The sequence below is a fragment of the Edaphocola flava genome (assembly GCF_004118155.1).
Classification (GTDB): Bacteria; Bacteroidota; Bacteroidia; order Chitinophagales; family Chitinophagaceae; genus Edaphocola; species Edaphocola flava.
The window spans coordinates 408,701-435,558 of sequence record NZ_SAIQ01000001.1 but is presented as its reverse complement, the minus strand read 5'-3'; the positions used below and the strand labels follow the sequence as shown (position 1 = coordinate 435,558).

The window sequence follows — 26,858 nt, the reverse complement described above, 5'->3', positions numbered from 1 at the left end:
TGTAGGGCTTATAGATTTAGAAATATTGTGGTCCTTTCGGTTTGTTTACCGGTGCATTGTATCCCGGGTTCTGGCTTGCTCCTCCGGAGAAAGGTGGCGGAGGCAGGATCGGTGCCTTACGGATATCGTCCCGGCGAATACTGTAGATATATTGCTCATCGATATAGTTCGGAAACAGAGATGGTACGACCATATTCATTTCTACCTTATCATGATCAAATATCTCGGATAATTGCAGTATTTGTTTTACTGTATTATGCTCCAGTTTGCGCACCAGGTAACCCTGTGGTGTGAATATGATGTCGGCATCTACGGATTGTCCCGGATTGTCATACAAGCTGCTGCCGGATACTTTAAAGCGTTTAGCCCCGATCAGGATCTGGCTCTTGTATAATGTATCGTAGGTGATCGGTTTATCAGTTGTCAGTACGGCCCTGGCATTTTCTATATCGTTCAGTTCGTTGAAGAACAGGTTGATCAGGCGATTGCCCAGGCTTACTTTTTTCTTCTCTTCCTCAGTCTCCTGTTGTGCCGGAGCTGCATCCTGCTTCGCGCCTACAATGATCTGAATCGGGTAGCCGATACGCTCTGTATTCAGTCGTACAGTATTGTTGAATACGCCTTTGATACAAACATCTTTCAGCTCCGTACCGTTCAGAATATGTATTAAGCCACCTGCGATCTGTAGTTGTTCCGTAAGGCTGGAACGCAACTCTTCTGCCAGTGGTTTAAAGAGGAATCCTCTACCGGTAAGGATGATGCCACCGCAGTTAAAGTCTTCCTTATTATCCTTGATCATTTTCAGATTGCTCACTACGCGCTGGGCGATCAGTTTGCTGGTATCTTCTACATAACCATAGAAATCACTGATGTTTTCGATCTGTGATAGGAGATCGATCAGGGTATTAATGTCCGATCCGGATTCGGTAATGTTACGGAAATTAAAGTCGCCCGATCTGGCATTTACCCATTGGTTCAGGGCATAAGCTTTATTGTCGATATAGTTATACTTCAGTCGTTCCAGTTCTTTGTACAGCCTGTTTTTTACCTCCAGGTTGCTGTCGGTAAGGTTGCGTAACACCTGATCTTTAATAAAGCGGAACGCTACAGCAGCATTATCTGCATTGGCACGAATGTAGTGCAGTACTGTTTCAAAAATGGCAAACGTAATCATGTTACCAGCCCCGGCGAAGCCATTTCTGTAAATAGGTTTGATGTTAAACAGATTGTCTTTGCCCGTACGGATCACTGAAAAGTCGGTAGTACCTTTACCGGCATCAACAATGATATAATCGCTGTCTTTGCGTACCTGTACATCATTCTTATTAATATATCCCAGGAAGGACGCATCACTTTCCGAGATGGTCAGGATCTCCCATGCGAGTATTTTGTCTTTGTATTCATGCTGTGCAAAATCAGCGAAGATCATATGCAGTAACTGCTGCGTATGACGTATATCTGCATAGTCATAAATGTTAGGTACCAGCAATACAAAACGGATTTTGCGCTTGGCCTGGCTGTATTTGATGAACTCCTTTTTGAGGAAGGATTCAATGATAACTTTCAGGATGCTGTTATACGTTTTGTTCTTAACCTCTCCCAGATTTACATTGATGTCATAGCCTTCTTTATTGATATTGAAATTCAGGCGGCTGAATACATCTACATACTTATGCGTAATCTTCAGGTTAGGCAGCTGATGAAATCTTTTCTCTGTAAGGGTTACAAAACCACTGTCCTTACTGGAGCTGTTGACCAGCATTTTCAGGTTGTCGGGCATATTCTGGATAAAGAGCTCTTTGTCTATATCCTCATATTCTCCCGTCAGGTCTTCTTTCAGGAAGAAGATTGATTTGTAGAAATTGGTATGCTCTTCTTCCTGGTAATAAGAAGAGGTATCTTCACGATCGATCCAGCCTTTTGCTTTGTGGAAGGCGTAGATATTTCGGAAGAGGTTTTCGTGTTCCGGTTTTTTTTCCTGGTAGCCAAATCCGCTCTGATATCGTTTTACAGCCAGTTGGCTGGATTCGGAACCAAAGTCGAGGGCCATGCCAAGGAACTGTTCCGGATGTGCAAAAGAAATGATGAACTGGTGGATGTAAGTATGTGTGCCTACAACCAGCTCTACACTGATATGCAGGTCAGGAAACTGATCATTATTCAGCTCCGGCAGTCTGTGGCCTATGTTACCAAATACATTGAACGCACCATTGCTGTAATTATTTGCAGTGATCTCAATACAACCTGCGAAATGGCCGATATTGCTGCTGGCAGACATAACCGGAGGTGGTGCATCAAAAAACTGTGGTTGTTGTTTGGGTGCCGGTTTATATGTGTCCAGATCATCGTAAGTGAGCGGTGCCTCTGCTTCCGGTTCCGGATCCGGTGCTGCAGGTACAATGGGCGCTTGCTCCTGAGCCCTGAGGGTAACGGTCAGTTTGTTCCCTTCCAGCGTGTAGGCCGGACTCAGATTTCCGATGTGTATATCCTGTGTTTCCGGTATAAATGTACGGATGTCAGCATCCTTCAACATACTGAATAAGTTGAAATGTACATTTTCCGGAACCTCGATTAAATATTGATTATGTACAGGCTGATCCTGTGATTGTAATTGCAAGGTTACCTCTCTGCGATCGTTAATGACAACAGGTAAAATATAATAATTCATATTGATGTTTTTCTTGTGTGGTGTGTCGCAAAATAAACATTTACTTACAAAAGATATGATAATTTCGGCAAAACACCATATTTCCCGGCGAGTGTATCCCGGCGTTTATTTCATTAATTGAGCAAGAGGGGAAAAGTAACCCTTTGGTTCTGTTAATTTATCCAGAAGTTATATCCCTACTGCTTTAACTATGTTTTAGGCTGCTATATTCTTTCTTGGTATAACCCACTTTGCCGAACATTATTTTACATCCTGCTCCAATATTAAATGTCCTGGTAGTAATGTTGCCATGAAGGAATGGTGCCAATCCAAAGAAGTGTACCGGAATCAATTGCATTCCTGCTTCGAAAGCAAAACCTATAGTTTTGACCGGAGGACCATATTGTACCCTGTAGCTTTCTAATTCATATTCCTGGTAACCCAATCCTATTGCCAGCTCCATGGCAGCATGACGAAAGTGGCAAACCGGGCCGGCAAGTAATGAAATATCGGTATATGACGCTTCTATAAGACCACCTCCGCTGGTAGAGATCCTTGCTTTAGCCTGAAATTTACTATTGCCCATAACCCAAGCGGTATAAATTCCAGAGGATAAATCCTGCCATCTAGCATTATTGTCCTGTGTTTTGTATATCCATCGATACAGATAATAATACCCTGAAATAGTACCTGTTTCTCCATAGGCCCTGTCTATATGCCAGAACTTCGTTTTGGTTTCTTGACTATGCATCTGCAGAGGATAAAGAAAGAGTAACAAAAAAATAAGTGATTTCATAAGTGGTGGTTATAAAGACTGTCAGTTATTTTATACAGATATATATGATATGCGTCGAGGCATTGCCATCTGTATGGGTATAGGGTACATTCAGTTGGTGATGTACCTGCCATCCGGTATCTAGAAGCTGCTGTTCGATCATTAGAGGGTCATGATAATAGAAATACATCTGATCTCCGCTGCTGCCGGTTTGTAAACCAGACAGAGCAGGATCGCCCGGCACAAAACTGATATACAGTACACCTTCTTTTGCTGTAAGCCCGGAGCAGTCTGCGAACAATGCAGCGGTTTCTTCAGGGCTGAGGTAGGGCAGACCAAAGCCGCAAACAATAGCCTGGTAGCAATCTGTTCTGTTTTTTATTGCCCTGATATCACCTGTTTCAAATGCCGCCTTCGGATTATTATGCCTTGCCCGCTCTATCATATTCGGAGCAATATCTATACCGGTAATCTCCAGGTCGGGGCGATGCTGTAAGAGGTAACGGGTAACATTGCCCGGTCCGCAGGCCAGCTCCAGAACTGTTGCATTTTGGTTGAGTAAGCCAAGAAAGAAGTCGTAGGAATCATTGTAGATGTCCAGATCCATAAACCGGCTTTCATACAATGCGGCAACCTTGTTCCAGGCATCAAAAGTGGGCTGTTTATCATCTTGTCCGGACATAGCTAAATAGGTTTTATACAAAAATAATCATCGCTGACGAAATTATGTAGTCCGCAAAAAAGGGGCTGTACAAAAGTACAGCCCCTGATGTAGTGTAATAAGCAGATCTTTATCGGATAATATTAAATCTTCTGTAGGTAATACCGTTCGGGGTAATGATATGTATGATATAACTGCCCGCGCTCAGGTTGCTCAGACTGATTTGTTGTTTGGTGGTATGCAGCATGGTTTGCTGGAATACAGTCTGACCAATGCTGTTGTACACCGCAATGCCATTCATTTTGATATCCTTATCCCTGATCTCGATATTCAGAATGTCCTGTGCAGGATTAGGGTATATATCAATAGTTGCCTCCAGTCCATGCACTCGTTTGATTCCGGTCAGCAGATCAACATTAATGGTGAGTGTTGTATCGTGGTACAGACAACCATTGAAAGAGGTCATTTTTACTACATAATTGCCGTTTGAGGCGTAAATATGTACCGGACTGTTTTGTGTTATTTCCGGGGTGCCATCTCCAAAGTTCCAGGTATAACTCAGGCCAGCCAGGGGATTGATCGGTTCAAATAATACTTGTCCCGGTTGGATATTGATCTGGGGTATAAAGTTGAACCCATCATTTGGTGGTATGGTTGCATAAGCAATATGTACCGTGTCATACTGCACACAGCCTACAGTGCTGGTAACTTTTACCCAGTAGGTACCGGAGTCTGGTGTTGTAATGATCTGTGTTGTATTACCGGTATTCCAGTTATAGGTACAACCCGGATTACCTGCATTCAATATAGCAGTATCCCAGCTGCAGATCACCTGGTCTGCACCCAGTGATTTTAAAGGCAAAGGATATTGGGTAACATGTGTATTACAGATCGTATTACAGCCACCTGCATTGGTTACTTTTACGGTATAGTTACCCGGTGTCGTAACGGTAATACTCTGGCTTGTACTGCCGGTGTTCCACAGATAAGTATTACCAGGGTTGCCGGCATTTAATACTACATTGCCTCCTGTACATAATGCGTAATCAGCCGCCAGTGCGTTTGTTGGAATCGGTGCATTGCTCAATACTAAGGTATCAGTAGCCGAGCAGCTTACATTGTTCGTCACCTTCACCCAATAGGTGTTTGGTGTATTTGTTGTAATGTTATTCGTGGTTGCACCAGTGCTCCACTGATAGCTCAGACCGGTAGCCGGAGTAGAAGTAGCGTTTAAGGTAATACTATTACCCGGACAGATAGCGGTGTCATTGCCTAAGGTAACGGTTGGTTTCGGTTTGATGATGGCATTGACTTGCTGGCGTGCACCACTACAACCATTTTTGATCTTCCAGTTGAAGAAGTGCAGGTATTGTGTTGTCAGGATAGAGGTGCCGCTGAAAGATGAGTTAATAGTACACACACCGTTAAGGGTGTAGGGGAAGTTGATATTAGCCGCAATCGTTTCTCTGGCCAGGCCTGCAATACCGGTAGAGGCGCTCAGTGTCAGGCGCAGGCCGGTGCCTGCAGGTACTGTAAAGTTCAGCGGTAGGGTTGCCAATGTTCCATTTGGGTAAGTTGCATTAACCGGGAAGGTGCCGCTTTGCAGTACTGTACCGCTGGCATCTTTTAAAGAAACCGTTACGGTACCCGGGCCTGCAGGATTCACGATCGCATATACATTTACCGAGCTGAGTATGAAAGATTGCAAGGCGTCAAATACCAATCCTGATTCATTGGTTCCGCTGCTTGAAGTTGATGTTGTGGACTGACGGCCAACGCTGGTATCCATCAGGTTTGCGGACTCGGATGCAACATAATATGGCGTAGTCACGCTGAGAGAAGGAGTCGTAAAACTGTTGCCTATAGCTACAGGAGTACCGCCAGTTGCTGCAGTGTACCATTTTACTACATTGCCGGAAGTCGTACTCGTATTGAAGGTTACGCTGCCTGGTCCGCAACGGGAAGTGTCTGCAGCGGTAAGGGTATTGGTATTTACATTGATCAGTTTGCTGTTGGAATAACATCCGGTACCACCATTTATGATACGGGCACGGAACCAGGTATTGGCGCTCAGTGCCGCGGATGCATACCGGGTAGTATCGGTACTGCTCAATGGAGTCCAGATACTACCATTCAGAGAGCTTTCCCATTGCAGTCCACCTGCAGGATAACCGATTTTAGGTGTTAAAGCCAGATAAGCCAGAGTACCACTACAAATGCTGTCTTTGGCTGATGCCACTACAAATGTAGTCGGGCTCAGTGATAACTGTATGGTATCATTGTTGTGATTATTGTCTGCTGCGCCGTTTACCTGTGTCAGCCAAACTTTTATCGTTGACGGGCCGGTAACGGGTACATTGCTGAGGGTTATGGTATCAAAGCATTGTCCACTGGTGCTGGTTGGAGCAACCATATTGCCGGTATAGTTTAAAGGAGTCTGGTTTACACCATTCAGTTGCCAGTTCAGTGTAGCGCTGGTAATGGTATTGGTTCCTGTATTGGCCAGCCTCAGGTAAAGGTTCTGATTGCCTGCACAGAACAACGATGTTTTGGTCAGCAGGTGTGTGAGTGCGCCATTATTCGTTTGTGTAGGCAGCACCTCAATAGCCCCGATAGTTGGCATGATGGTACGGGTAGTACCGAAGATATCTACCGGTACATTGCTGGTTAGATTAAGTCCGGCATTGGTTACATTGGGATTGGCAGGAGTAAAGTTATTGGCAGCCGCATTTACATATTGCGGATCTGCAATAGGGGAGCCATTTTCAAGCGCAGGATATACGGCCTGAAATGCGGCCTGTGTCGTGTATGGGGTATTGAGATACCCGTAATACTGAAGTCCGGACTGATTAGAATTTACATAAATATTGTTTTTCTGCGCATCCGTAACAGACACTCCGTTAAAATAGTAAAATCCATATTTGGTACCTTGTGTCCCACTGGTGATGGAGACCATATTATTATGAACATACAGTTGTGTATCAGGGCCTGCAATGTACATTCCGTATACCTGACCGGTACCGGTCAGTGGTTTGCTAAAGTCTACGGTGTTATGATAATAACGGGAGTATTGCGCATTGTTTATAAATAAGCCGTAGATAGTTCCTCCCTGGTTAACATCATAAATCATGTTATTGTAGAACAGAGCTGGATTCGCACTTGTTCCGTCGGCGGAGTTTGTGATACCGGTAAATGAGTTGGTATTCGCCGCGGTACCACCGTAAGGACTATGTATTTTATTGTTGCGTACAATAAGGCTCCCGGTGGTGGTGGTTGATCCGCCGCAGCTAATACCGGTAAAGGAGCTCATACCTGTCTTAGTGGCACGATGGATTTCATTATTTTCAACAATGTTATTGATACCGTCTGTCAATGAAATACCGGTATTGTAGAAATTCTCAATGCGGTTATTCCGGATGATATTGTTATTGTTGTTGCCGAATATATAGAAGCCGGCATACATACCACCGGTACCGGTACCGCCTTTGATATAGTTATCGGCGATGTAACAGTTCGTACCGTTAGTGCCTCCTACAGAAAGGCTTAGTGGAGCACCATTGAGCAAAATGCCGCTGGAGTTTGCGAAGGTAGTTGTCACGATGGAACTCAGGTCAAACGTACATCGGGTTATAGAATCATTTAGTGCATTGCCATACAATAAGGCGCCCCAGCAATAATCTGTAGCTATAGACTGGAATGTAATACTGTCTATGCGGGTATATTGGGTGCCCTCCAATGTTAACAGCTGTCTTTGGTTTGCCGTGTTCAGGTATTTTACGGTTACCCCGTTACCATTGATGCGTACCGTATTCGTGGCGCTGCTGCCCGGGAAATTTTTGAAACTGATATACTCGGTGTATGGTCCAGATCCTGCAACAGCATTTACCGTTACTGGCCCGCATAAGCCATAAGTATTCAGGTCGTTGGCCAGTGCTGTAAAAGAAGCGTAGTTGGTGCCCCCGGTAGCGGCGGCGCTGTTTACCGTATATGTACCGGAAAGGCCGGTTTTAATAACTTTATTAATGGTGTCATTACCGGGAACAGTATCGGCTACACCGTTCGGTAGGGTCGTCCATGCTTTAATGGCAACCGGGGTATTGGATGCAAAGGTATAATTACCCAGTGTTACCTCTCTTTCATTAACCCCGCTGCCCCCAAAAGTATCCAGCGGTTGGCTGAGTGCATATGGGGTTTGTGCCACACCATTAAGCAACCATTGTACGGTAACATTGTTGATTAAATTATTACCGGCGTTGTTCACTTTTACTTTAACCGGATAAGTTCCGGCGCAGGTATTGCCTGCCGGACTGCTCAACTGGGTAATGCCTGCATTATTCATCCCATTTACACCTTTGATAAAAGTGATCGTCCCTATCCAGTTATAGGAGAGTGAAGTTGTCTGACTACTGTTCGGTATACCACTACCATAGCTGGTTGTCGGGCTCATGGTCACCGTACAGCCACCACCGGTTAATGTGGCGGCCAGAGCCGGGAAGCAAGTCCGCTGACCATCAAGGTATACGGCAAGTCCATACGTAGTATTGGGTGGTATAACCAGGTTGATGTTAGATAATGCAGGTACCGCATTGGTTGTAGTGGTATTTGCGGTATTGGCAAATGTGCCGGCTGCTGCAAGTTGCCATCCGTTTACGGCTGAAATAAGTCCTGGAGCTGCTGTGATGGCACCGGGTTTGTACCAGAGTGACGCATTCATATTTCCTGAAGTCCCTGATACACCCGAAAGATTCGTAATAATGATGGGGTAGGGATTACTGTTCTGGAAGTTAATAGTGGTTGTACTGCCGCCTGAGCTATTGGTCAGCCCGGTAACGGTGGTAGAGGAGGACGTAATGGTCACTGCCTGCGCGTATAAACTGCCTGAACTATACAGGGTCAGCAGGAATAGAAGCGCATGAAAAACATTGTAAAAGGGTTTGCGTAACATACTTTTGGTATTTATAATTGATAATGCACCAATAATAAATAGCCCGTCAGCCAGAGAAGGCCGACACAAAAAGTATAATTTAGAGAGAGTATAAAGTTATACTAAAAAAATCATTTGGCCGTATTTTTCATATAGATATTTGTTTCAGATGTGTTATCTATAAAAAAAGGTCCGGCGCTCTATAGAGCGCCGGACCTTTTTTTACAGATAAGGATTGTTATCCCTACTTCATTAATTCAATTTTGCGAACCGTGGTGCCTTCGCCGGTGTTGATATGTAACTGGTACATACCAGCACTCAGGTGAGCAGGCAGGTTTAATTCATATTTATTTCCGCCATTGTTATATGCTTTGCGGTGTACTTCCTGTCCCAGGTTATTCAATACCACCACATCTTTGATACGGATGCGATCTGCCACTTCCATAAATATCGTTTGTCCGTTCGACGGATTAGGATATACTTTGATGGCATCTTTTGTGATATTAATATCATTAGTACCGGTACCCAGGATATATACTGTAGAGCTATCAGTAATGTCTGCACAAACGCTGAACAGTTTTACTTTGATGGTATAATAACCGCCAGCAGCATATGTATGCGATGGGGTAGGCAGGTTACTCACCTGTGTGCCATCTCCGAAATTCCATTCATATCCCACAACATTCTGTGGATTTACGGCAGAGAAGGTAAAGCCCATAGGACTGTTGGCCAGGGCCAGGATACCTGTTGCTGTAGGAGCATAACCGGCCTGGGTCAGGGTAACGGTATCTGAAGTCAGACAGCCTTCTGCGCTGGTTACAAACACGATGTATGTTCCGGCAGCCGTTGCGGTAATGGTACGGCTAGTCGCACCGTTAGTCCAGTAGTAATTACCACCGTTTTCACCATCTGGTCCTGCATCCAGTACTTTGGTTGCACCAACACAGAATCCGGTACCACCTGCATCCAGGTCTACTATAGGTCTTGGATTTACGATTACATTAATTGTATCTGATTTAAAACAAGTGTTTGTATCGGTTACAGTTACGTAATATGTTCCAGATTGGGTAATGCTTCTGCTGCTTCCGGTACTGTTATCATCCCAGAGGTATGTCGCACCAGGGTGTTGTGTGCCCGGGTCTATAGTAAAGGCAGCTGCATTTAAGGTACAGGTATCAAAATCCGGACCCAGATTGGCTGGTGGCAGGATATGGATATACGCATTAACCGGTGTTCTTACGCTGGCACATCCTGATGGTGTTACCGCAACAACGTAGTATGTTGTGGTTGCATACAGGGTTGGCGTCGTGTAACTGTTGGTGGTAGCCAATACGGTATTGCTGGTTGCACTGGAGTACCATTTAAGGGTGTTACCACTGCCCGGAGTTGCACTCAGTGTTAAGGCAGTAGGGCTACAGCTTTGTGCACTTACTACTGTTGGCGGAGCAACATAGTTAACATTCAGCGTAAAGCTTGGTGAAATACAACCATTACCACCGCTTAAGATACGTACTCTGTACTGAGTTGCAGTTGAGATGCCGGTCGCTTTGTACACCACGGTATCCGTATTCGGGATAGCCGTCCAGGTAGTACCGTTTGTAGAGTACTCCCATTGTAATGAACCCGGTGTATATCCGTATCCAGGAGATAATGATAATACAGAGGTATCATTGGCACAGATAGTAGCCAGGCTGCCTGTTACGGAGAATGATGCCGGTACTGCAATGATTTTTGCAGTATCATTAGCCGGGTAAGGGTCAGGTTGGCCGTTTGGTATTGATGTCCATGCTTTGATGGCATTATTACCCGGATTAAGGTTAGCATTGCCCAGTAAAACAGTATCAAAGCTTTGACCAGATGCAGAGCCAATAGGTACTAATAAGCTGGAGTAAGGAACAGGCGTCTGTGTAACCCCGTTTACGGACCAGTTGATCTGTAATGTATTGATGTTGTTTGTACCCACGTTGCCGATCATTACTTCAACCGGTTGTGTGCCGGAGCAGTAGTTGCCGGTAGGTTTCAATAAAGACAGTGCTCTTGCATTGTTCGTACCGGAAACACTGAATTCAAATGCACCAATGGTTGGTGTAGTAGAACGTGCCGCACCGTTAATGTCGGCAGGTACATCTGCCAGTAAGTTGTTACCCGCAGTCATTACCGCAACATTCAACGGAGATAAATCACCAGTAGTGGAAGAGATAAACTGAGGGTTTACGCTTGGTGAACCTACTTCCTGTGTTGGATATGCTGCCTGGAATGCTGCCAGGGTTGCATATGCAGTACCATAGTAATACGGATACTGTGCACCGGTTTGGGTAGAGTTTACGTAAACATTGTTTTTCTGTAAGTCAGCTGTATAGCTGGTAGATGAACCATAAAAACCATACTTAACACCGGTGCTGCCACCTGTAATGTTGATGATATTGTTCTTGAAGTTGCAGCCGTTGTTATACCCATAGTAGATACCATATATAGAACCACCACCAGTATTGGACTGCAGCGCAGTTACATCTATAGTATTATGATATACATTCTGAGCAGGTCCGTATATATACATTAAGTATTGTGTACCGGAGTAAGTACCCAGATTGTACATGATATTATTGGCAATCAGGTTAGGTGTTGCCGGAGTGTTATTGTAGTGATAGTTATAAATACCATACAGGACATTGGTATTATTCACACCAGGCATAGCCATATCATGCACTTTGTTACCGATACATTTGATACCCTGACCATAGTAATAGTAGATACCGTATGCCGAAGTAGTAGTAGAGGCCTTGCTGGAACGATGAATGTTGTTATAACTGATCTCACCACCTTTATTGTAATATGCCCTGATACCGTAGTAATAGAAGTTAGTTACTTCGTTACCTACAATATTGATACTGTCATTAGGAGCAGTTGAGCTGTTACCAGTAAAGGTAATACCATAATATGCACCACCTGCAGCTGTACTACCCGCAATTACTTTATTGTTTTTTATGTTAATATAAGTAACTGCCGCAGAAGTTGTAGGAGAGGTGTTAGAACCAGAGATGACAATACCATTCGCATTAATAGAACTGGTTCCGGTAATGGTCGACAGGTCTACTTCACAATTTACAATACTGTCGCGGCTTGCATCACCTGTCAGCAGGATACCCCATCCATAAGTATTGTTCAGGGTTTTTACCTTCAGGTTATTTAAGGTGAAGTATTTGGTATTGTTTAAAGAGAATATCGGTAAGATATTGGCATTAGGTACATTGTATTGTAACATTTCCCCGTTACCATTAATTCTGATCGTATTTACTGCACTTGATCCGGTAACGTTAGGGAATTCAACCATTTCGTTATATGGACCAGAACCGGCTACAACATTCGCTACCACCGGGCCGCAGATACCCCATGCCAGGGCATTTTTGAATCCGGTAAAGCTGGTAAAGTTTGTTGCCGAAGCAGGGGCACCTGCGTTGATGGTATAGGTACCACCAGGTAATGCAGAGTTTGCTGTCCAGGTAATTGTGTCATTATTATGTACCGGATCTGTCTGGCCATTTGGACTGGTTACCCAAACCACGATATTGTTCGAACCGGCAGGTAATAATACTGTACCCAAAACAATGGTATCTGTTGTATTACCGGTCGGAGAACCTGGAGCAACCAGGGTACCGGTCCAGTTAAACGCCGTCATGGTAGTACCATTCAACTTCCAGTTTACGGTCATATTGCTCAGGGTATTGGAACCGGCATTACCGATCACGACTTTAACCGGAGTGTTCGTATTGGCACAATATGTGCCTGCAGGGCTGATGAATGCTACAGATTTGCCATCATTGGCACCGGCAGGTAAGAATTCGAATGCACCAATTGTTGGTGTTGCAGATCTTGGTATTCCACTAATGTCTGTAGGTACATCTGTAAATACATTGGTACCAGTATTGATCAGTGCAGAAGCAGCCGGAGTCAGGTTACCCGTTGCAGGGCTGGTGAACTGTGGTGCAGTATTAGGAGAACCTACTTCCTGTGCAGGGTAGGCCGCCTGGAATGCAGCAAGAGACGCATAGTTTACGCCATAGTAGTATGGTACTTGTGTACCAGACTGTGTAGAGTTTACATAAACGTCATTTTTCTGGTAGTTTGCTGCATAAGTAGTGGAACTATGGTAGATACCATATTTGGTACCACCATTACCTCCGGTAATATTGATGATATTATTTTTAAAATCACTACCGGTATTATATCCTACATAAAGACCGTATATAGAACTGGCTGTAGTCGCCTGTATGGCACTTGCATCAATCGTATTGTGATAACCTTTTATGGATGGACCATAACAGTATAGTAAGTATTGAGAGCCGGAATATGTACCCAGATTATATAGAATATTATTAGCAACCAGGATAGGCGTTGTAGCTGTATTGTTGTAGTGGTAGTTATAGATACCATAGAGCGTACTGGTATTGGCCACACCAGGAGCACCCATATCATGTACTTTATTGCCAATACATTTTACACCTACACCATAATAGTAGTATATACCATAAGCAGAAGTGGCTGTAGAAACGGTTTTGGTTGCTCTGTGTATATTATTATAACTGATCTCTCCGCCCTTGTTATAATAACTTCTGATACCGTAATAGTAGAAGTTGCTTACTTCATTGTTTACGATATAGATACTATCGTTCTGGGATGTAGAACTTACACCACTGAATGCTATACCATAATAACATCCGCCCGCAGCATTTGCAGGACCGGCAATAACTTTATTGCTGCCGATATACAGATTTTTCACATTAGAAGCATTTGTGGAAGACGTGAGGCTATTGCCTGATACCACAATACCATTACCATTTACAGAAGAGGTACCAGTAATCGAAGACATATCTACAGTACATCTCAGGATACTGTCTTTCTCTGCATTTCCGGTAACATGTATCCCCCAACCATAGGTAGCATTCAACGATTTAATGTTTAAGCTGTCCAGGGTCAGGTATTTTGTACCATCTAAGGTTACAATTCTCATGTTGGTCGTAGCCGTTGAGTTGAACTGGATGGTTTCTCCATTACCGTTGATACGTACTTTATTTGTAGCACTGGCTCCGCCAATAGCTGCAAGATTGAAGGTTTCGGTATATGGTCCTGAACCGGGTACTACATTGATCGTTACCGGTGCCGTAATACCACAGTTTAATGCGGCAGCAGCAGCTGTAAAAGATTGGAAGTTTGTACCTCCTGTTGCTACAGCAGCGTTAATAGTATAGGTACCTGCCAGACCTAAGGCCACATTTACTTGTATAGGGGTAGAATATACCGGAGTACCGGCAGAACATACAACTTTACATCTGTACCAGGTTGTCACTAGCGGAGCTACGTTAAAAGCAGGTATCGCAGATGGGGCTCCCATACTGGTATAGGTAACGTTGTTGGGTGAACTTTCCCATTCGTAGGTCTGGCCAGTCGGTACGGTAACGCTGGGTAAAGAAAGCGATACGGTATTGCCAGGACATACCTGCCCTGAAGGAGATGCGGCTGTGGCACCTGGTGCAGGTGGGTTAGTACATGGAGCACTAGAAGCTATTAAGACTTTGTAGTCATGACATGCTCCAAAGGATGCTGATGCACATGGGCCGCTTGGAGATGAGGCATAAACAAGCATTACACGCATTCTGCGCACACCCGGAGTCGCTGCTGCCGGAACGGTAAAACTGTACGTACCTGCAGCAGTATTACTGATAGGGCCATATGCAGCAATTTGCTCTGTTGCGGCAAATACACCATCATTATCATAATCGATCCAAATCTTCACATATTCAGAACTGCTGGTATAGGTCGTTGTTGCCGTCCCGTTGTAAGTGGATCCAGGGTATAGATCCGGTACGCCAAGAGTAGCACTGGTAGTATAGTCTGTGTAGCCATTAATTGGCGTAGTCGCACAGGGCGTGTTCAAATTGGAAAGGGTATTAGTCGCCCCTACAAGGGTCACGTCCCTGATGTTGTCATTCGAGGTACAACCTGTGCTGTAGACGGGCGTACAGCTTGCAGGCGCCTGACCATGCACACGTGCTGTCTGGGACATGAGAAGGGGAATGAGCAGTGCCCAAATCCTTCCGGAAGATGTGAATTTTACTTTCATACTAATAAATATTAAAAAAGATAATCCTTTTTATAAAAAGGTCAACGAATGTATAGTTTTTGAATAGGAAAGTGAAATTTCGCCTAGCTTACTGTCGTGATCAGAGATAGATATGGTGTTAAATTATATTTATTATATATTCGGTAAAATATTATGTTTTTTAAAAGGTATTGATTAGCAATGAAATGATGATTTTGGCAACAATGTGAATTAAGTGTAATGAAAATGTTAAAATTATCACAAAATAGTAATATGACATAAGCTTATGGGTATTACTGATAATAAAGAAAGCCCCCGGAACCGGGGGCTTTCTTTATTATCAGTAATATATCAGGAATTACTTCAGCAGTTCGAGTTTACGAACAGTATTCCCTTTGTTGGTATTGATATTTAACTGGTACATTCCTGAGCTTAAATACGCCGGCAGGTCCAGTCTGTACTTATTGTCCGAGGTGCTTACCGTTGTGCGGTATACTTCCTGGCCCAATGTGTTGTACACTACTATTTCATTGATCTTAACTGGGTCAGTCACTTCAAGGAATACGCTTTGTCCGTTAGTCGGATTCGGGTATACCTTAATGGCATCTTTTGCAAGATTGACATCTCTGGTTCCGGTACCTAATATATATACCGTAGAGCTGTCTGAGATATCTGCACAAGTACTGAACAGTTTTAATCTGACGGTATAATAACCACCGGCAGTATAGTTATGCGTCGGGTTAGGCTGTGTGCTTACCGGGCTACCATCACCGAAGTCCCATTCATATGCGGTTACATTCTGGGCATTTACAGCAGAGAAGGTAAAGCCGGTAGGGCCATTGGCTAATGCCAGTATACCAGTCGCAGTAGGAGCATATCCGTCCTGGGTCATGATTACTGTGTCTACCGTCAGACATCCGGCATTGCTGGTTACATATACTATATAAGTACCCGGATTAGATATGGTGATGGTGCGGGTAGTAGCGCCGGTAGTCCAGTAATAGTTACCACCGTTTTCACCGCCAGGACCTGCATCCAGTACTTTAGTAGCCCCGATACAGAATCCTGTTCCGTCTGCGTCCAGGTCTACCACCGGTCTCGGACTGATAGACACATTAATCGTATCGGAATTGAAACAACCGTTAGTATCTGTTACTGTAACAAAATATGTGCCGGACAGGTGTACATTACGGGTACTGGCAGTACTGTTATCATCCCAGAGGTAAGTCGCACCAGGATGCTGTACTCCAGGGTCAATCGTGAATATAGCTGAATTGGCGGTACAGGTATCAAAGTCCGGTCCGAAGTTAACAGGAGGTAATACATGTATCACTGCATTAACCGGTGTTTTTACACTGGCACATCCTGTCGGGGTAACGGCCACTGCATAGTACGTTGCAGTTACGCCAACATAAGGAAGGTTGAGTGTGTCATTGGTCAGCAGGACAGTGTTGGTTGTCGTACTGTTATACCATCTGATGAAATTTGCAGGGCCAGTAGATGCAGTCAGCATCAGCGCTCCCGGCGCACAACTCTCATCGCCCACTACCGTAGGGGGAGCTACATAGGTAACATTGATCGTTGTTGTCGGAGACGTACAGTTATTGCCACCTGTAAGAATACGTACTCTGTATTGGGTATTGGTACCAATGTTGGTAACCAGGTAATTTACAGTATCAGAGTTGGCAATTGAGGTCCAGTTAATGCCATCGGTAGAGGATTGCCATTCCAAAGCATTGTCAGCATAGCCGTAACCCGGAGACAAAGACAGGATAGATGTGTCGTTGGCACAGATCGTAGCCTTGCTTGCGGTAACGGTAAATGTTGCCGGGCTGGTATGCGTTGTGGTGGTATCATTAGCCGGCTGGCTGTCTGGCAATCCGTTTGGAGCCGAGGTCCATGCCTTCACCAGGTTAGTACCTGCGTTAAAGGTTGCATTGCCCAGTAATACCGTATCGAAGCTCTGGCCTGGAGTAGCGCCGACCGGCACCAGCTGGCTGTTATAGGCAACTGGTGTCTGCAATACTCCGTTTATACTCCAGTTGATCTGAAGGGTGTTGATATTGTTTGTACCTACATTACCGATCATTACTTCAACCGGTTGTGTACCGGAACAATAATTGCCTGAAGGGTTGATCAGGCTCAGGGCTCTTGCATTGTTTGTACCCGATACAGAGAACTCAAATGCACCAATGGTTGGTGTAGTAGAACGTGCCGCACCGTTAATGTCGGCAGGTACATCGGCCATTAAGTTATTACCCGCAGTCATTACCGCAATATTCAGCGGAGACAGGTCTCCTGTAGTGGAAGAGATAAACTGAGGATCCACACTTGGCGAACCTACTTCCTGTGCCGGATAGGCTGCCTGGAAGGCGGCCAGGGTTGCATATGCAGTGCCATAGTAATATGGGTACTGTGCACCGACTTGGGTAGAGTTGAGGTTTACATTGTTTTTCTGTAAGTCGGCCGCATAAGTGGTCGATGAACCATAAATACCGTATTTAACCCCGGTGCTGCCACCCGTAATGTTGATCATGTTGTTTTTGAAAGTACACCCGGTATTGTAGCCAAAGTAAATTCCGTACATCGTACCACCACCATTAGACTGAATGGCACTGGCATCTATAGTATTATGGTATACATTCTGAGATGGTCCGTATACATACATTAAGTATTGCAAGCCGGAGTAAGTACCCATGTTATATAAGATGTTATTGGCGATCAGGTTTGGCGTTGCTGCAGAGTTGTTGTAGTGGTAGTTGTAGATACCATACAGTGTACTGGCATTATTCACACCAGGCATAGCCATATCATGCACCTTATTGCCGATACACTTAATACCAATACCATAGTAATAGTATATAGCGTATGCTGCGGTAGCAGTAGAGGCTTTGTTGGAGCGATGGATATTATTATAACTGATCTCGCCACCTTTGTTATAGGATGCTCTGATACCATAGTAATAGAAGTTCGTTACTTCATTACCAACAATATAGATGCTGTCATTCTGAGCCACAGAGCTGACCCCTGAGAAGGTAATACCATAGTATGCACCACCGGCTCCTGTACCACCAGCAATTACTTTGTTGTTCCTGATATGCAGATGCGTTACATTACAGGAAGTTGTTGGAGAGCTGTTAGAACCTGAGATGACAATACCATTGGCATTTACAGAGCTTGTTCCGGTGATGTTGGACAGGTCTACTTCACAATTGATAATACTGTCACGACTAGCATCGCCAGTCACAAATACACCCCAGCCATACGTATTATTGAGGGCCTTGATCTTAAGGTTGTTCAGTGTGAAGTATTTCGTACCATTCAGACCAACGATCACATGGTTGCCGATTCCGGTACTATTATACTGGATCGTTTCTCCATTACCATTCACCCGTACGGTATTTACTGCACTGGATCCCGGAATGTTAGGGAACTCTACCGTCTCATTATATGGTCCGGAGCCGGATACCACATTAGCCACTATTGGTCCGCAGATACCCGCGTTCAATGCAGTTGCGAAAGCACCAAAGCTATTGAAGTTTGTACCCGCAGTAGGCGCCGCACTATTGATGGTATAAGTACCTGCACTGAGAGAGGATAACCCTGACCAGAAAATCGTGTCATTGGCATGGTTAGGATCATTAGTATTATTAGGGTTGGATGTCCATACTACGATGTCGTTCTGACCAGCAGGTAAGGTCACATTACCCAGCGTAATTGTATCAATGCTCTGACCTGTAGGAGCGCCAGGTGAAGTCAGCGGTCCGGTATAGCTGAATGGAGTCATGGTAGTACCGTTCACCTTCCAGTTTACCGTCATGGTATTAATTGTATTCGCACCACCGTTACCAATAATTACCTGCACCGGTAATGTAGTATTGGCGCAGAAGGTAGAGGAAGGGCTGAGGTAAGCAACTGCTTTGGCATCATTATTTCCTGACGGAATAAATTCAAATGCACCAATAGTAGGCACCGTACTTCTTGGCAGGCCATTGATGTCGGTAGGCACATCTGTAAATACATTGGTACCGTTGTTGATGATGCTGGAAGAAGCAGGGCTTAAGTCGCCTGTCGCCGAGTTGGTATACAGAGGATCTGCAGAAGGGGAGCCCACTTCCTGAGTTGGGTAAGCCGCCTGGAATGCTGCAAGGCTTGCATAGGCCGTACCATAATAGTACGGTGTCTGCGTACCGGATTGCGTGGTATTAAAGAACACATTGTTTTTCTGCAGAATGGCAGGTGTACTGGCAGAGCTTACATAGACACCGTATTTAGTACCATTATTACCACCAGTAAAGGTTACAATGTTATTTTTTACTTCAGAACCGGTATTGATGCTCATGTAGATTGCATAAATAGCACTTGTAGAAGTACCTTGTGCTGCGGCTACATCCACTGTATTGTGATATACTTTTGTTGCCGGGCCTGTAGCCTGCAGCAGATACTGTAGACCAACATAGTTGCCCAGGTTATACAGAATATTATTTGCAATGATAATAGGAGTAGCCGCTGTATTATTATAATGGTAGTTATACATTGCATAGAATGTGCTGGTCGAGGTTACGCCAGGGGCCGCCATATCGTGGATCTTGTTCCCGATAGTGCGGATACCAATACAATAGTATGAGTATATACCATAAGCAGTTGTTCCGATCGCAGTTTTGTTGCTGCGGTGTACATTATTATAGTTTAAACTACCACCGTTTACATAAGTATATCGTATACCATAGTAATAGAAATTGGATACCTCATTACCTACAATTGAGATACTGTCGTTTGGAGTAGTAGAACTTACACCACTGAAGGTAATACCATAGTATGCACCGCCGGAACCGGCATTAGCGCCCGCAATAACATTATTATTACCGATATACAGATGGGTTACATTACTGGCAGTAGTTGCAGAGGTTGATGATCCTGAGATAACAATACCATTGGCATTTACAGAAGAGGTACCGGTGATAGCAGAGAGATTGATCTCACAGTTCACGATACTGTCTCTCATCGCATTGCCGGTAATATGCACGCCCCATCCGTAGGTATTATTCAGTGATTTGATCTTAAGATTGTTGATCGTGAAATACTTCGTTCCGTCCAGGGTAACGATCCTGTAGTTTGCAGTACTGGTAGGGTTGAACTGAATTGATTCTCCGTTACCATTAATACGTACTCTGTTAGCCGCACTGGAACCATTGATGTTGCCAAAGGCCACAGTTTCATTATAAGGGCCGGAACCCGCTACAACATTAGCTACAACAGGGCCGCAGACCCCGAGCGTATTGAGGGCCGTAGCAAAATCATTAAAACTGGTAAAGTTTGTACCGCCGGTGGCCGCACCACTGTTAATAGTATAGGTACCGGCCAGTTTGGTCGTTAAACTGATCTGGAAGGTATCATTGCCGTGAGCAGTATCATTCTGATTATTGGGTAGAGATGTCCACGCTTTAACCAGGTAAGTGCCCGGGCCAAAGTTGTAGGTGCCTAAGTTTACATTAAGCTGACTGGTTGGAGTGGTAATGGTATCCAGGTTTACCTGGTACCAGTTGTTCGTCTGCAACACACCGTTTACAGACCAGGCCACTTTTACAGAATCCACGAAATTATTACCGAAGTTCATAATGCGTGCTGTAATCATTTGTCCGCCGGGGCAGGCGCCATTTACCAGGCTTGGGAAGCCGATCACACCAGTATTGTTTGGAATGCTGGATACAGGGTTTAGTAATGTAATGATTACAGATCCATGTCCGGTTCCCAGGCCAGCTGTATTTACCTGGTTGTTGCCGGAGTTGTAAGAACCGCCACCACCGCCGACTTCGGCAGCTCCGGTAGAAGATCCTGCACCGCCGCCACCGCTGTAGCCACCACCGCCGCCGCCGCGACGGTTATCCCAGGAGTTGGCACCGCCGCCGCCTCCGAATCCGCCCCATCCGCCGGATGTAGTAGCGGCAGTACCGCCCATACCTCCATTCAGGAAAGCGTATCCGCCGGGATCGCCTGCAGTAACACCACCATCACCGGAGAAGCCACCGCCACCACCGGCATTGTTGATGCCACCACCACCACCACCAGCGGTACCGGCTGCGCCATTGCCGCTACCGGCACCAGGATTACCTGAGGTTGTAGTTGAGGCATCCGCTGTAGCGACCAGTGCAGCATTGCCATTAGCGCCGCCACCGCCACCGGCAATGATCATAGGCACATTACCGCTTGCCTTGACAACGAAAGAACCGCCGCCGCCGCCAAATTGCTGTGTTCCGCTGGCCACACAGCATCCGCCTTGCTGTCCCACCAGGATCTTGAGCTGATCTGCAGCAATAAGGTTAAACTCGCCACTCATGTAGGCACCGCGGCCCGCATTCGTGCCGTAGCCTTTTGCTCCGTATACCTCTATCTTATAGAGACCGGAGACGGGCACACTCCAGTTTTGAATACCACCAGTTACGGTAACCATGCCTGCCTGGGGAGTAGCAGCATAGGCTGTGGTTACCTGGGCCTGGGTGGGGCCGTTGGTACCGGTTGCGCCGGCATTAGTAAAGGTGTACGTCTGGGCAAAGCCTTGTGTGATGCACATCATGGCGGCCAGAAGAGCCAACTTTACTTTCGCAGTAAATTTCATCATAATGATAGAATTTGATTACTTTTTAAGATTAAACCATAGCACTTTGTTTATAACTTGTTAACATAGGGAGCCTACAAACCTAATCAAAAAGAAAAAAAAAGTGAAGCTTTTGATGGATTATTAAATATTAAATATGTTTTATTTTACAGCTAATTATTTGGCATGTAATCATTTAGAGATGTGAAAAATAATAAATTCAATTAGAATGCCTGATTTTGCATAGATTTGCGCCTCATTGTGCAGGAGGTTACAGTATGATAACATGCTGAAAAAATAAAATATTAAAAATAAATTTGGATATTAAAAATTTAGTTATACCTTTGCACTCCCAATTATTAAAGGAAGTTTTTTGAATTATGTCACAACGCATTCGCATTAAATTGAAATCTTACGACCATAATTTGGTTGATAAGTCAGCAGAAAAAATCGTTAAGACGGTAAGAGGTACAGGAGCAGTCGTAACTGGCCCTATTCCTTTGCCAACGGATAAGAAAATATTTACGGTTCTGCGTTCACCGCACGTAAATAAAAAAGCAAGAGAGCAATTTCAATTATGTACTCACAAGCGCTTATTAGACATCTATACATCTAGCAGCAAGACTGTTGATGCGCTGTCTAAACTGGATCTTCCGAGTGGAGTTGAAGTTGAAATCAAAGCCTAACCTGCTGTAGTTTCAAGTAAAAATCAAAAAATTTAATAGCGAAAGCTTTGTTCTTTATACATAACTGAATAAACGGTTAATCCCTATCAGTGCGACAGATATATAATACTGTGGCAATAACAACTGAAACGGGCGCTTGACTAAGGGTGTCAGACACGGTTCTGAATTTCCATTGAGCTATTAAATAAACATAAAACAAAACGGGATTGTTGTCCCTTGTAATAACGAAATAATAATTATCTCTAACAAATGAAAGGTATTATTGGCAAAAAAATCGGCATGACAAGTGTGTTCGAGGCTAATGGAAAGCAGGTTGCCTGCACCATTATTGAAGCTGGCCCTTGTGTTGTTACGCAAAAGAAAACCGTAGAAACAGACGGTTACGAGTCGCTTCAAATAGCTTACGGTACACGTAAAGAGAAAAACACGCCGAAAGCTCTTCTTAATCACTTCGCAAAAGCAAATACAGATGCGAAATCTGTAGTGAAAGAAATTCGCAACTGCTCTATCGATAAACAAGTTGGTGAAACTATTACATGTGACATTTTCGCTGAAGGCGAAAAAGTTAGTGTAATCGGTACTACAAAAGGTAAAGGTTTCCAAGGTGTTGTTAAACGTCACGGATTTGCCGGGGTAGGTGAGGCATCTCACGGTCAGCACGATCGTCAGCGTGCACCAGGTTCTATTGGTGGATCTTCTTATCCTAGCCGCGTATTTAAAAATATGAGAATGGCTGGCCAAATGGGTGGTGACCGCGTAAAGGTTAAAGCTCTTAAAGTAATGAAAGTGTTTCCTGAACAAAACTATATCGTAGTTGCTGGTTCAGTTCCGGGTCACAATGGTTCCATCGTTTTAATTCAGAAATAATCATGCAAATCGAAGTATTAAATAGCAAAGGTGAAAAGACCGGTCGCACGGTGGAATTGCCAGAAGATATCTTCAACATTGAGCCTAACGATCACGTTATCTATTTAGCAGTTAAGCAATATTTAGCAGCTCGTCGTTTAGGTACTCACAAAACAAAGACCCGCGCGGAAGTAAAAGGTTCTAGCCGCAAATTACACCGTCAAAAAGGTACTGGTGGTTCCCGTAAAGGTAACATCCGTAACCCATTATATAAAGGTGGTGGTACAGTGAATGGTCCGGCTCCACACTCTTACGATTTCAAACTGAACCGTAAAGTGAAAGATCTGGCTAAGATGTCTGCTCTGACGTATAAAGCAAAAGATAACAAAATCGTAGTAATCGAAGACATTAAAGTTGATGCTCCTAACACAAAACAAATGTTAGCTGTATTAAACAGTCTGAAAGTTGCAGATCAGAAATTGTTATTAGTAAATGCTGATTACGATGCAAACTTCTACTTAAGCGTACGCAATCTGCCTAAAGTTAAAGCTAGCGTATTAAGCGATATCAATACTTATGATATCCTGAATGCAAAAACACTGGTATTAACAGAAAGCGCTGCTAAAGTATTTACTGACGCAGTTGAAGTTGAAGCTTAAGATTCACGTTGACGAAAGAAAAAATAATTTTTGATTAGCAATAGCTAAAAAAATAAATTTAATAACAATGAGACTTTCAGAAGTATTGGTTCGCCCGGTGATTACCGAAAAGGTAAATGGCCAAATGGAAAAACAAAACCGTTACACTTTCGTAGTGGACAAGCGTTCCAACAAATTGGAAATTAAGGAAGCAGTAGAGAATTTCTACAATGTAAAAGTTGAAGAAGTGAATACTATGGTAGTTCCTGCTAAAAATAAAAGCCGTTTCACTAAAGCCGGATATGTACAAGGCCGTAAGCCAGCATACAAGAAAGCAGTAGTTACGCTTTTAGATGGAGAAACAATTGACCTGTTCTCTCTGTAATAATTGAAATACAATAATTAAATCATTAATTATAATAATTTGACGCTATTGGCTAGCCGCCAGATAATCAAATTACTAAATTCTATTTAGAAAAATGGCTTTACGTAAATACAAACCGACCACTCCCGGTACTCGTTTCAGAGTAGGAAATGCGTTTGCAGAAATTACTACTGACAAACCAGAAAAGAGCTTATTAGACAGAAAGAACAGTTCTTCTGGCCGTAACTCTAAAGGTCGTATGACTATGCGCAACATTGGCGGTGGTCATAAACAACACTATCGTATCGTTGATTTTAAACGTAACAAGAAAGATATTCCTGCTACAGTTAAGACAATCGAATACGATCCGAACCGTACTGCATTCATCGCTTTATTAGCGTATGCTGATGGTGAAAAACGTTACATCATTGCTCCTCAGGGTCTGCAGGTTGGTGCTACTGTAATCAGTGGTGACAGCGTTGCTCCTGAAGTAGGTAACGCGCTGTTGATGAAAAACATGCCATTAGGTACTGTAATTCACAACATTGAAATGCAACCTGGTAAAGGTGGTTCTATCGCTCGTTCTGCTGGTACTTATGCACAGCTGAGCGCGAAAGAAGATAAATATGCTGTATTAAAAATGCCATCTGGCGAGCTGCGTAAAGTATTAAGCGCATGTTACGCAACAGTAGGTGTTGTTTCTAACAGCGATCACCAACTGGAATCTATGGGTAAAGCAGGTCGTAACCGTTGGAGAGGTTTACGTCCACGTGTAAGAGGTGTTGCGATGAACCCTGTAGATCACCCGATGGGTGGTGGTGAAGGTAAATCTTCTGGTGGTCACCCACGTAGCCGTACTGGTAAGTATGCTAAAGGTGAGAAAACACGTAGCAAGACTAAACCTTCAAATGCACTGATTATTCAACGTGCTAAGAAAAAATAATAATTAATTCTTAATAGATAAAATGGGCAGGTTTGCTGCAAAGTAAACCTGCCAAATCATCACAAAAAACGCAACAATGGGTCGTTCAATTAAAAAAGGTCCTTACATTGACCATAACCTTGAGCAAAAAGTATTGGCTCAAAACGAAGCAGGCGCTAAAAGAACTGTAATCAAAACTTGGAGCCGTCGCTCTACAATCTCTCCTGATTTTGTAGGTCACACATTTGCAGTTCACAATGGCAACAAATTCATCCCTGTTTATGTAACTGAATACATGGTAGGTCATAAATTAGGTGAGTTTGCGCCAACACGTAACTTCAAAGGTCACAGTGACAAGAAAAAGTAAGTTAAACCTTACGTACAGTATTTAATTTTTTTAGTAACCTTTTTAAATAGAGTCCTTCAAGGATTTAAGGTATATGGAAGCAACAGCTCGTTTAAGAAATTATCCTACTTCTCCGCGCAAAATGCGTTTGTTAGCGGACCTGGTGCGCGGTATGGAAGTAGAAAAGGCTTTAAGCATTTTAAAGTTCAGCACAAAGCATCCTTCAGTAGCATTGGAGAAATTATTATTAAGTGCTATTGACAACTGGAAACAAAAAAACCAGGGTCAGGATGTAGCAGATGCTAACCTGATCGTGAAAACAATTTTTGTAGATGGTGGTCGTATGGTAAAACGTATGTTACCAGCTCCGCAAGGTCGTGCATATCGCATCCGCAAGCGCAGCAACCACGTAACAATCATTGTTGATAGCAAAGCAAACTAATTTAAAATATTTCAAATCCATAACAACTGAATAATGGGTCAAAAAGCAAATCCAATAGGTAATCGTTTAGGAATCATCCGTGGATGGGATTCTATGTGGTATAGCGATCAGAAACAATATGGCAAGAACCTGGTACAGGACCACAAAATCCGTACTTATCTGAATGCCCGCATCAACAAAGGTGGTGTTTCTCGTATCGTTATCGAACGTACACTTGGTAAATTAATCATTACTATTCACACGTCTAAACCAGGTATCATCATTGGTAAAGGCGGTCAGGAAGTAGATAGAATTAAAGAAGAGCTGAAAAAATTAACCGCTAATGCTGATGTTCAAATCAACATTATGGAGATCCGTCGTCCTGAACTGGATGCACAGATCGTAGGTGAAACTATCGCTCGTCAAATCGAAGGCCGTGTAAGCTTCAAAAGAGCTATCAAAATGGCAATCGCTACTGCAATGCGCATGGGTGCAGAAGGTATCAAAATCAAAGCGAGTGGTCGCTTAGGTGGTGCTGAGATCGCGCGTTCAGAAGAAATGAAACAAGGTCGTACACCATTACATACTTACCGTATGGATATCGATTATGCTAACGTATATGCGATGACTGTTTACGGTAAAATCGGTCTGAAAGTTTGGATTTGTAAAGGTGAAGTTTTAGGTAAGAGAGAGTTGAATCCGAACATCACTTCCGGTTCTACAGACCGTCGTGGCGGTGAGCGTAGCGAAGGTCGTGGCGATCGCAGACCAGGTGGTAACAATCGCGGTGGCAATAACCGTGGCGGTAACAACCGTGGTGGTGACAGAGCTCCTCGTCAAAATAAAGACTAATTATCCTGTAGCGTGGTGCTATACCACGCTGCCTTATAAAAATAATTTTGTATGCTCAGGAGGTTCAGGCGCTGGTAATCAATA

Annotated in this window: 14 protein-coding genes; 8 read left to right on the top strand and 6 right to left on the bottom strand. The window is 43.9% G+C overall.

Annotated features, from left to right (window positions below; translation table 11 throughout):
- Positions 1 to 16 precede the first annotated feature (16 nt).
- From EMP01_RS02015 to EMP01_RS01990, 6 genes are all read right to left on the bottom strand, one after another.
- Positions 17 to 2,668 carry an acetate and sugar kinases/Hsc70/actin family protein gene (locus tag EMP01_RS02015; protein ID WP_129019824.1) on the bottom strand — a complete coding sequence of 884 codons (2,652 nt, stop codon included), beginning with the start codon at positions 2,666 to 2,668 and terminating at the stop codon, positions 17 to 19.
- A 184-nt stretch (positions 2,669 to 2,852) separates the two neighbouring features.
- The gene (locus EMP01_RS02010) at positions 2,853 to 3,398 is read right to left on the bottom strand and encodes a hypothetical protein (RefSeq protein WP_129019823.1); all 546 of its coding nucleotides are present in this window, start codon (positions 3,396 to 3,398) and stop codon (positions 2,853 to 2,855) included.
- A gap of 70 nt (positions 3,399 to 3,468) precedes the next feature.
- A complete protein-coding gene (locus EMP01_RS02005) occupies positions 3,469 to 4,104 on the bottom strand; it encodes a class I SAM-dependent methyltransferase (RefSeq protein ID WP_129019822.1) in 636 nt (211 codons plus the stop codon).
- 109 nt (positions 4,105 to 4,213) lie between these two features.
- Positions 4,214 to 9,028 (bottom strand): Ig-like domain-containing protein, encoded by a 4,815-nt coding sequence (locus tag EMP01_RS02000; RefSeq protein ID WP_129019821.1) that lies wholly within the window; start codon positions 9,026 to 9,028, stop codon positions 4,214 to 4,216.
- A gap of 223 nt (positions 9,029 to 9,251) precedes the next feature.
- Complete coding sequence (locus tag EMP01_RS01995) at positions 9,252 to 15,125, bottom strand: GEVED domain-containing protein (RefSeq protein WP_129019820.1); 5,874 nt, start codon at positions 15,123 to 15,125, stop codon at positions 9,252 to 9,254.
- A 337-nt stretch (positions 15,126 to 15,462) separates the two neighbouring features.
- Positions 15,463 to 21,723 (bottom strand): T9SS type A sorting domain-containing protein, encoded by a 6,261-nt coding sequence (locus tag EMP01_RS01990; RefSeq protein WP_161971190.1) that lies wholly within the window; start codon positions 21,721 to 21,723, stop codon positions 15,463 to 15,465.
- 356 nt (positions 21,724 to 22,079) lie between these two features.
- Here EMP01_RS01990 and rpsJ point away from each other — a divergent pair, with 356 nt between their 5' ends.
- From rpsJ to rpsC, 8 genes are all read left to right on the top strand, one after another.
- Entirely contained in the window at positions 22,080 to 22,385 is a 306-nt protein-coding gene (gene rpsJ, locus EMP01_RS01985; RefSeq protein WP_124635426.1) for a 30S ribosomal protein S10, read from the top strand.
- A 249-nt stretch (positions 22,386 to 22,634) separates the two neighbouring features.
- A complete protein-coding gene (gene rplC, locus EMP01_RS01980; RefSeq protein ID WP_129019819.1) occupies positions 22,635 to 23,252 on the top strand; it encodes a 50S ribosomal protein L3 in 618 nt (205 codons plus the stop codon).
- 2 nt (positions 23,253 to 23,254) lie between these two features.
- Entirely contained in the window at positions 23,255 to 23,890 is a 636-nt protein-coding gene (rplD, locus tag EMP01_RS01975; RefSeq protein ID WP_129019818.1) for a 50S ribosomal protein L4, read from the top strand.
- Positions 23,891 to 23,957: 67 nt separating this feature from the next.
- Positions 23,958 to 24,254 (top strand): 50S ribosomal protein L23, encoded by a 297-nt coding sequence (gene rplW / locus EMP01_RS01970; protein WP_129019817.1) that lies wholly within the window; start codon positions 23,958 to 23,960, stop codon positions 24,252 to 24,254.
- Between the two features lie 94 nt (positions 24,255 to 24,348).
- Positions 24,349 to 25,176 carry a 50S ribosomal protein L2 gene (gene rplB, locus EMP01_RS01965; RefSeq protein ID WP_129019816.1) on the top strand — a complete coding sequence of 276 codons (828 nt, stop codon included), beginning with the start codon at positions 24,349 to 24,351 and terminating at the stop codon, positions 25,174 to 25,176.
- 76 nt (positions 25,177 to 25,252) lie between these two features.
- The gene (gene rpsS / locus EMP01_RS01960) at positions 25,253 to 25,522 is read left to right on the top strand and encodes a 30S ribosomal protein S19 (protein ID WP_129019815.1); all 270 of its coding nucleotides are present in this window, start codon (positions 25,253 to 25,255) and stop codon (positions 25,520 to 25,522) included.
- A gap of 73 nt (positions 25,523 to 25,595) precedes the next feature.
- Entirely contained in the window at positions 25,596 to 25,943 is a 348-nt protein-coding gene (rplV, locus tag EMP01_RS01955) for a 50S ribosomal protein L22 (protein ID WP_129019814.1), read from the top strand.
- A 33-nt stretch (positions 25,944 to 25,976) separates the two neighbouring features.
- Positions 25,977 to 26,774, top strand: a complete 798-nt coding sequence (gene rpsC, locus EMP01_RS01950; RefSeq protein WP_129019813.1) for a 30S ribosomal protein S3 — start codon at positions 25,977 to 25,979, stop codon at positions 26,772 to 26,774.
- Positions 26,775 to 26,858: the final 84 nt, after the last annotated feature.

What these genes read in the sequence shown, in the direction of transcription:
- EMP01_RS02015 (WP_129019824.1), bottom strand. Translation starts at nt 2,668, where the DNA reads ATGAATTATTATATTTTACCTGTTGTCATTAACGATCGCAGAGAGGTA.
- EMP01_RS02010 (WP_129019823.1), bottom strand. Translation starts at nt 3,398, where the DNA reads ATGCATAGTCAAGAAACCAAAACGAAGTTCTGGCATATAGACAGGGCC.
- EMP01_RS02005 (WP_129019822.1), bottom strand. Translation starts at nt 4,104, where the DNA reads ATGTCCGGACAAGATGATAAACAGCCCACTTTTGATGCCTGGAACAAG.
- EMP01_RS02000 (WP_129019821.1), bottom strand. Translation starts at nt 9,028, where the DNA reads ATGTTACGCAAACCCTTTTACAATGTTTTTCATGCGCTTCTATTCCTG.
- EMP01_RS01995 (WP_129019820.1), bottom strand. Translation starts at nt 15,125, where the DNA reads ATGAAAGTAAAATTCACATCTTCCGGAAGGATTTGGGCACTGCTCATT.
- EMP01_RS01990 (WP_161971190.1), bottom strand. Translation starts at nt 21,723, where the DNA reads ATGATGAAATTTACTGCGAAAGTAAAGTTGGCTCTTCTGGCCGCCATG.
- rpsJ (WP_124635426.1), top strand. Translation starts at nt 22,080, where the DNA reads ATGTCACAACGCATTCGCATTAAATTGAAATCTTACGACCATAATTTG.
- rplC (WP_129019819.1), top strand. Translation starts at nt 22,635, where the DNA reads ATGAAAGGTATTATTGGCAAAAAAATCGGCATGACAAGTGTGTTCGAG.
- rplD (WP_129019818.1), top strand. Translation starts at nt 23,255, where the DNA reads ATGCAAATCGAAGTATTAAATAGCAAAGGTGAAAAGACCGGTCGCACG.
- rplW (WP_129019817.1), top strand. Translation starts at nt 23,958, where the DNA reads ATGAGACTTTCAGAAGTATTGGTTCGCCCGGTGATTACCGAAAAGGTA.
- rplB (WP_129019816.1), top strand. Translation starts at nt 24,349, where the DNA reads ATGGCTTTACGTAAATACAAACCGACCACTCCCGGTACTCGTTTCAGA.
- rpsS (WP_129019815.1), top strand. Translation starts at nt 25,253, where the DNA reads ATGGGTCGTTCAATTAAAAAAGGTCCTTACATTGACCATAACCTTGAG.
- rplV (WP_129019814.1), top strand. Translation starts at nt 25,596, where the DNA reads ATGGAAGCAACAGCTCGTTTAAGAAATTATCCTACTTCTCCGCGCAAA.
- rpsC (WP_129019813.1), top strand. Translation starts at nt 25,977, where the DNA reads ATGGGTCAAAAAGCAAATCCAATAGGTAATCGTTTAGGAATCATCCGT.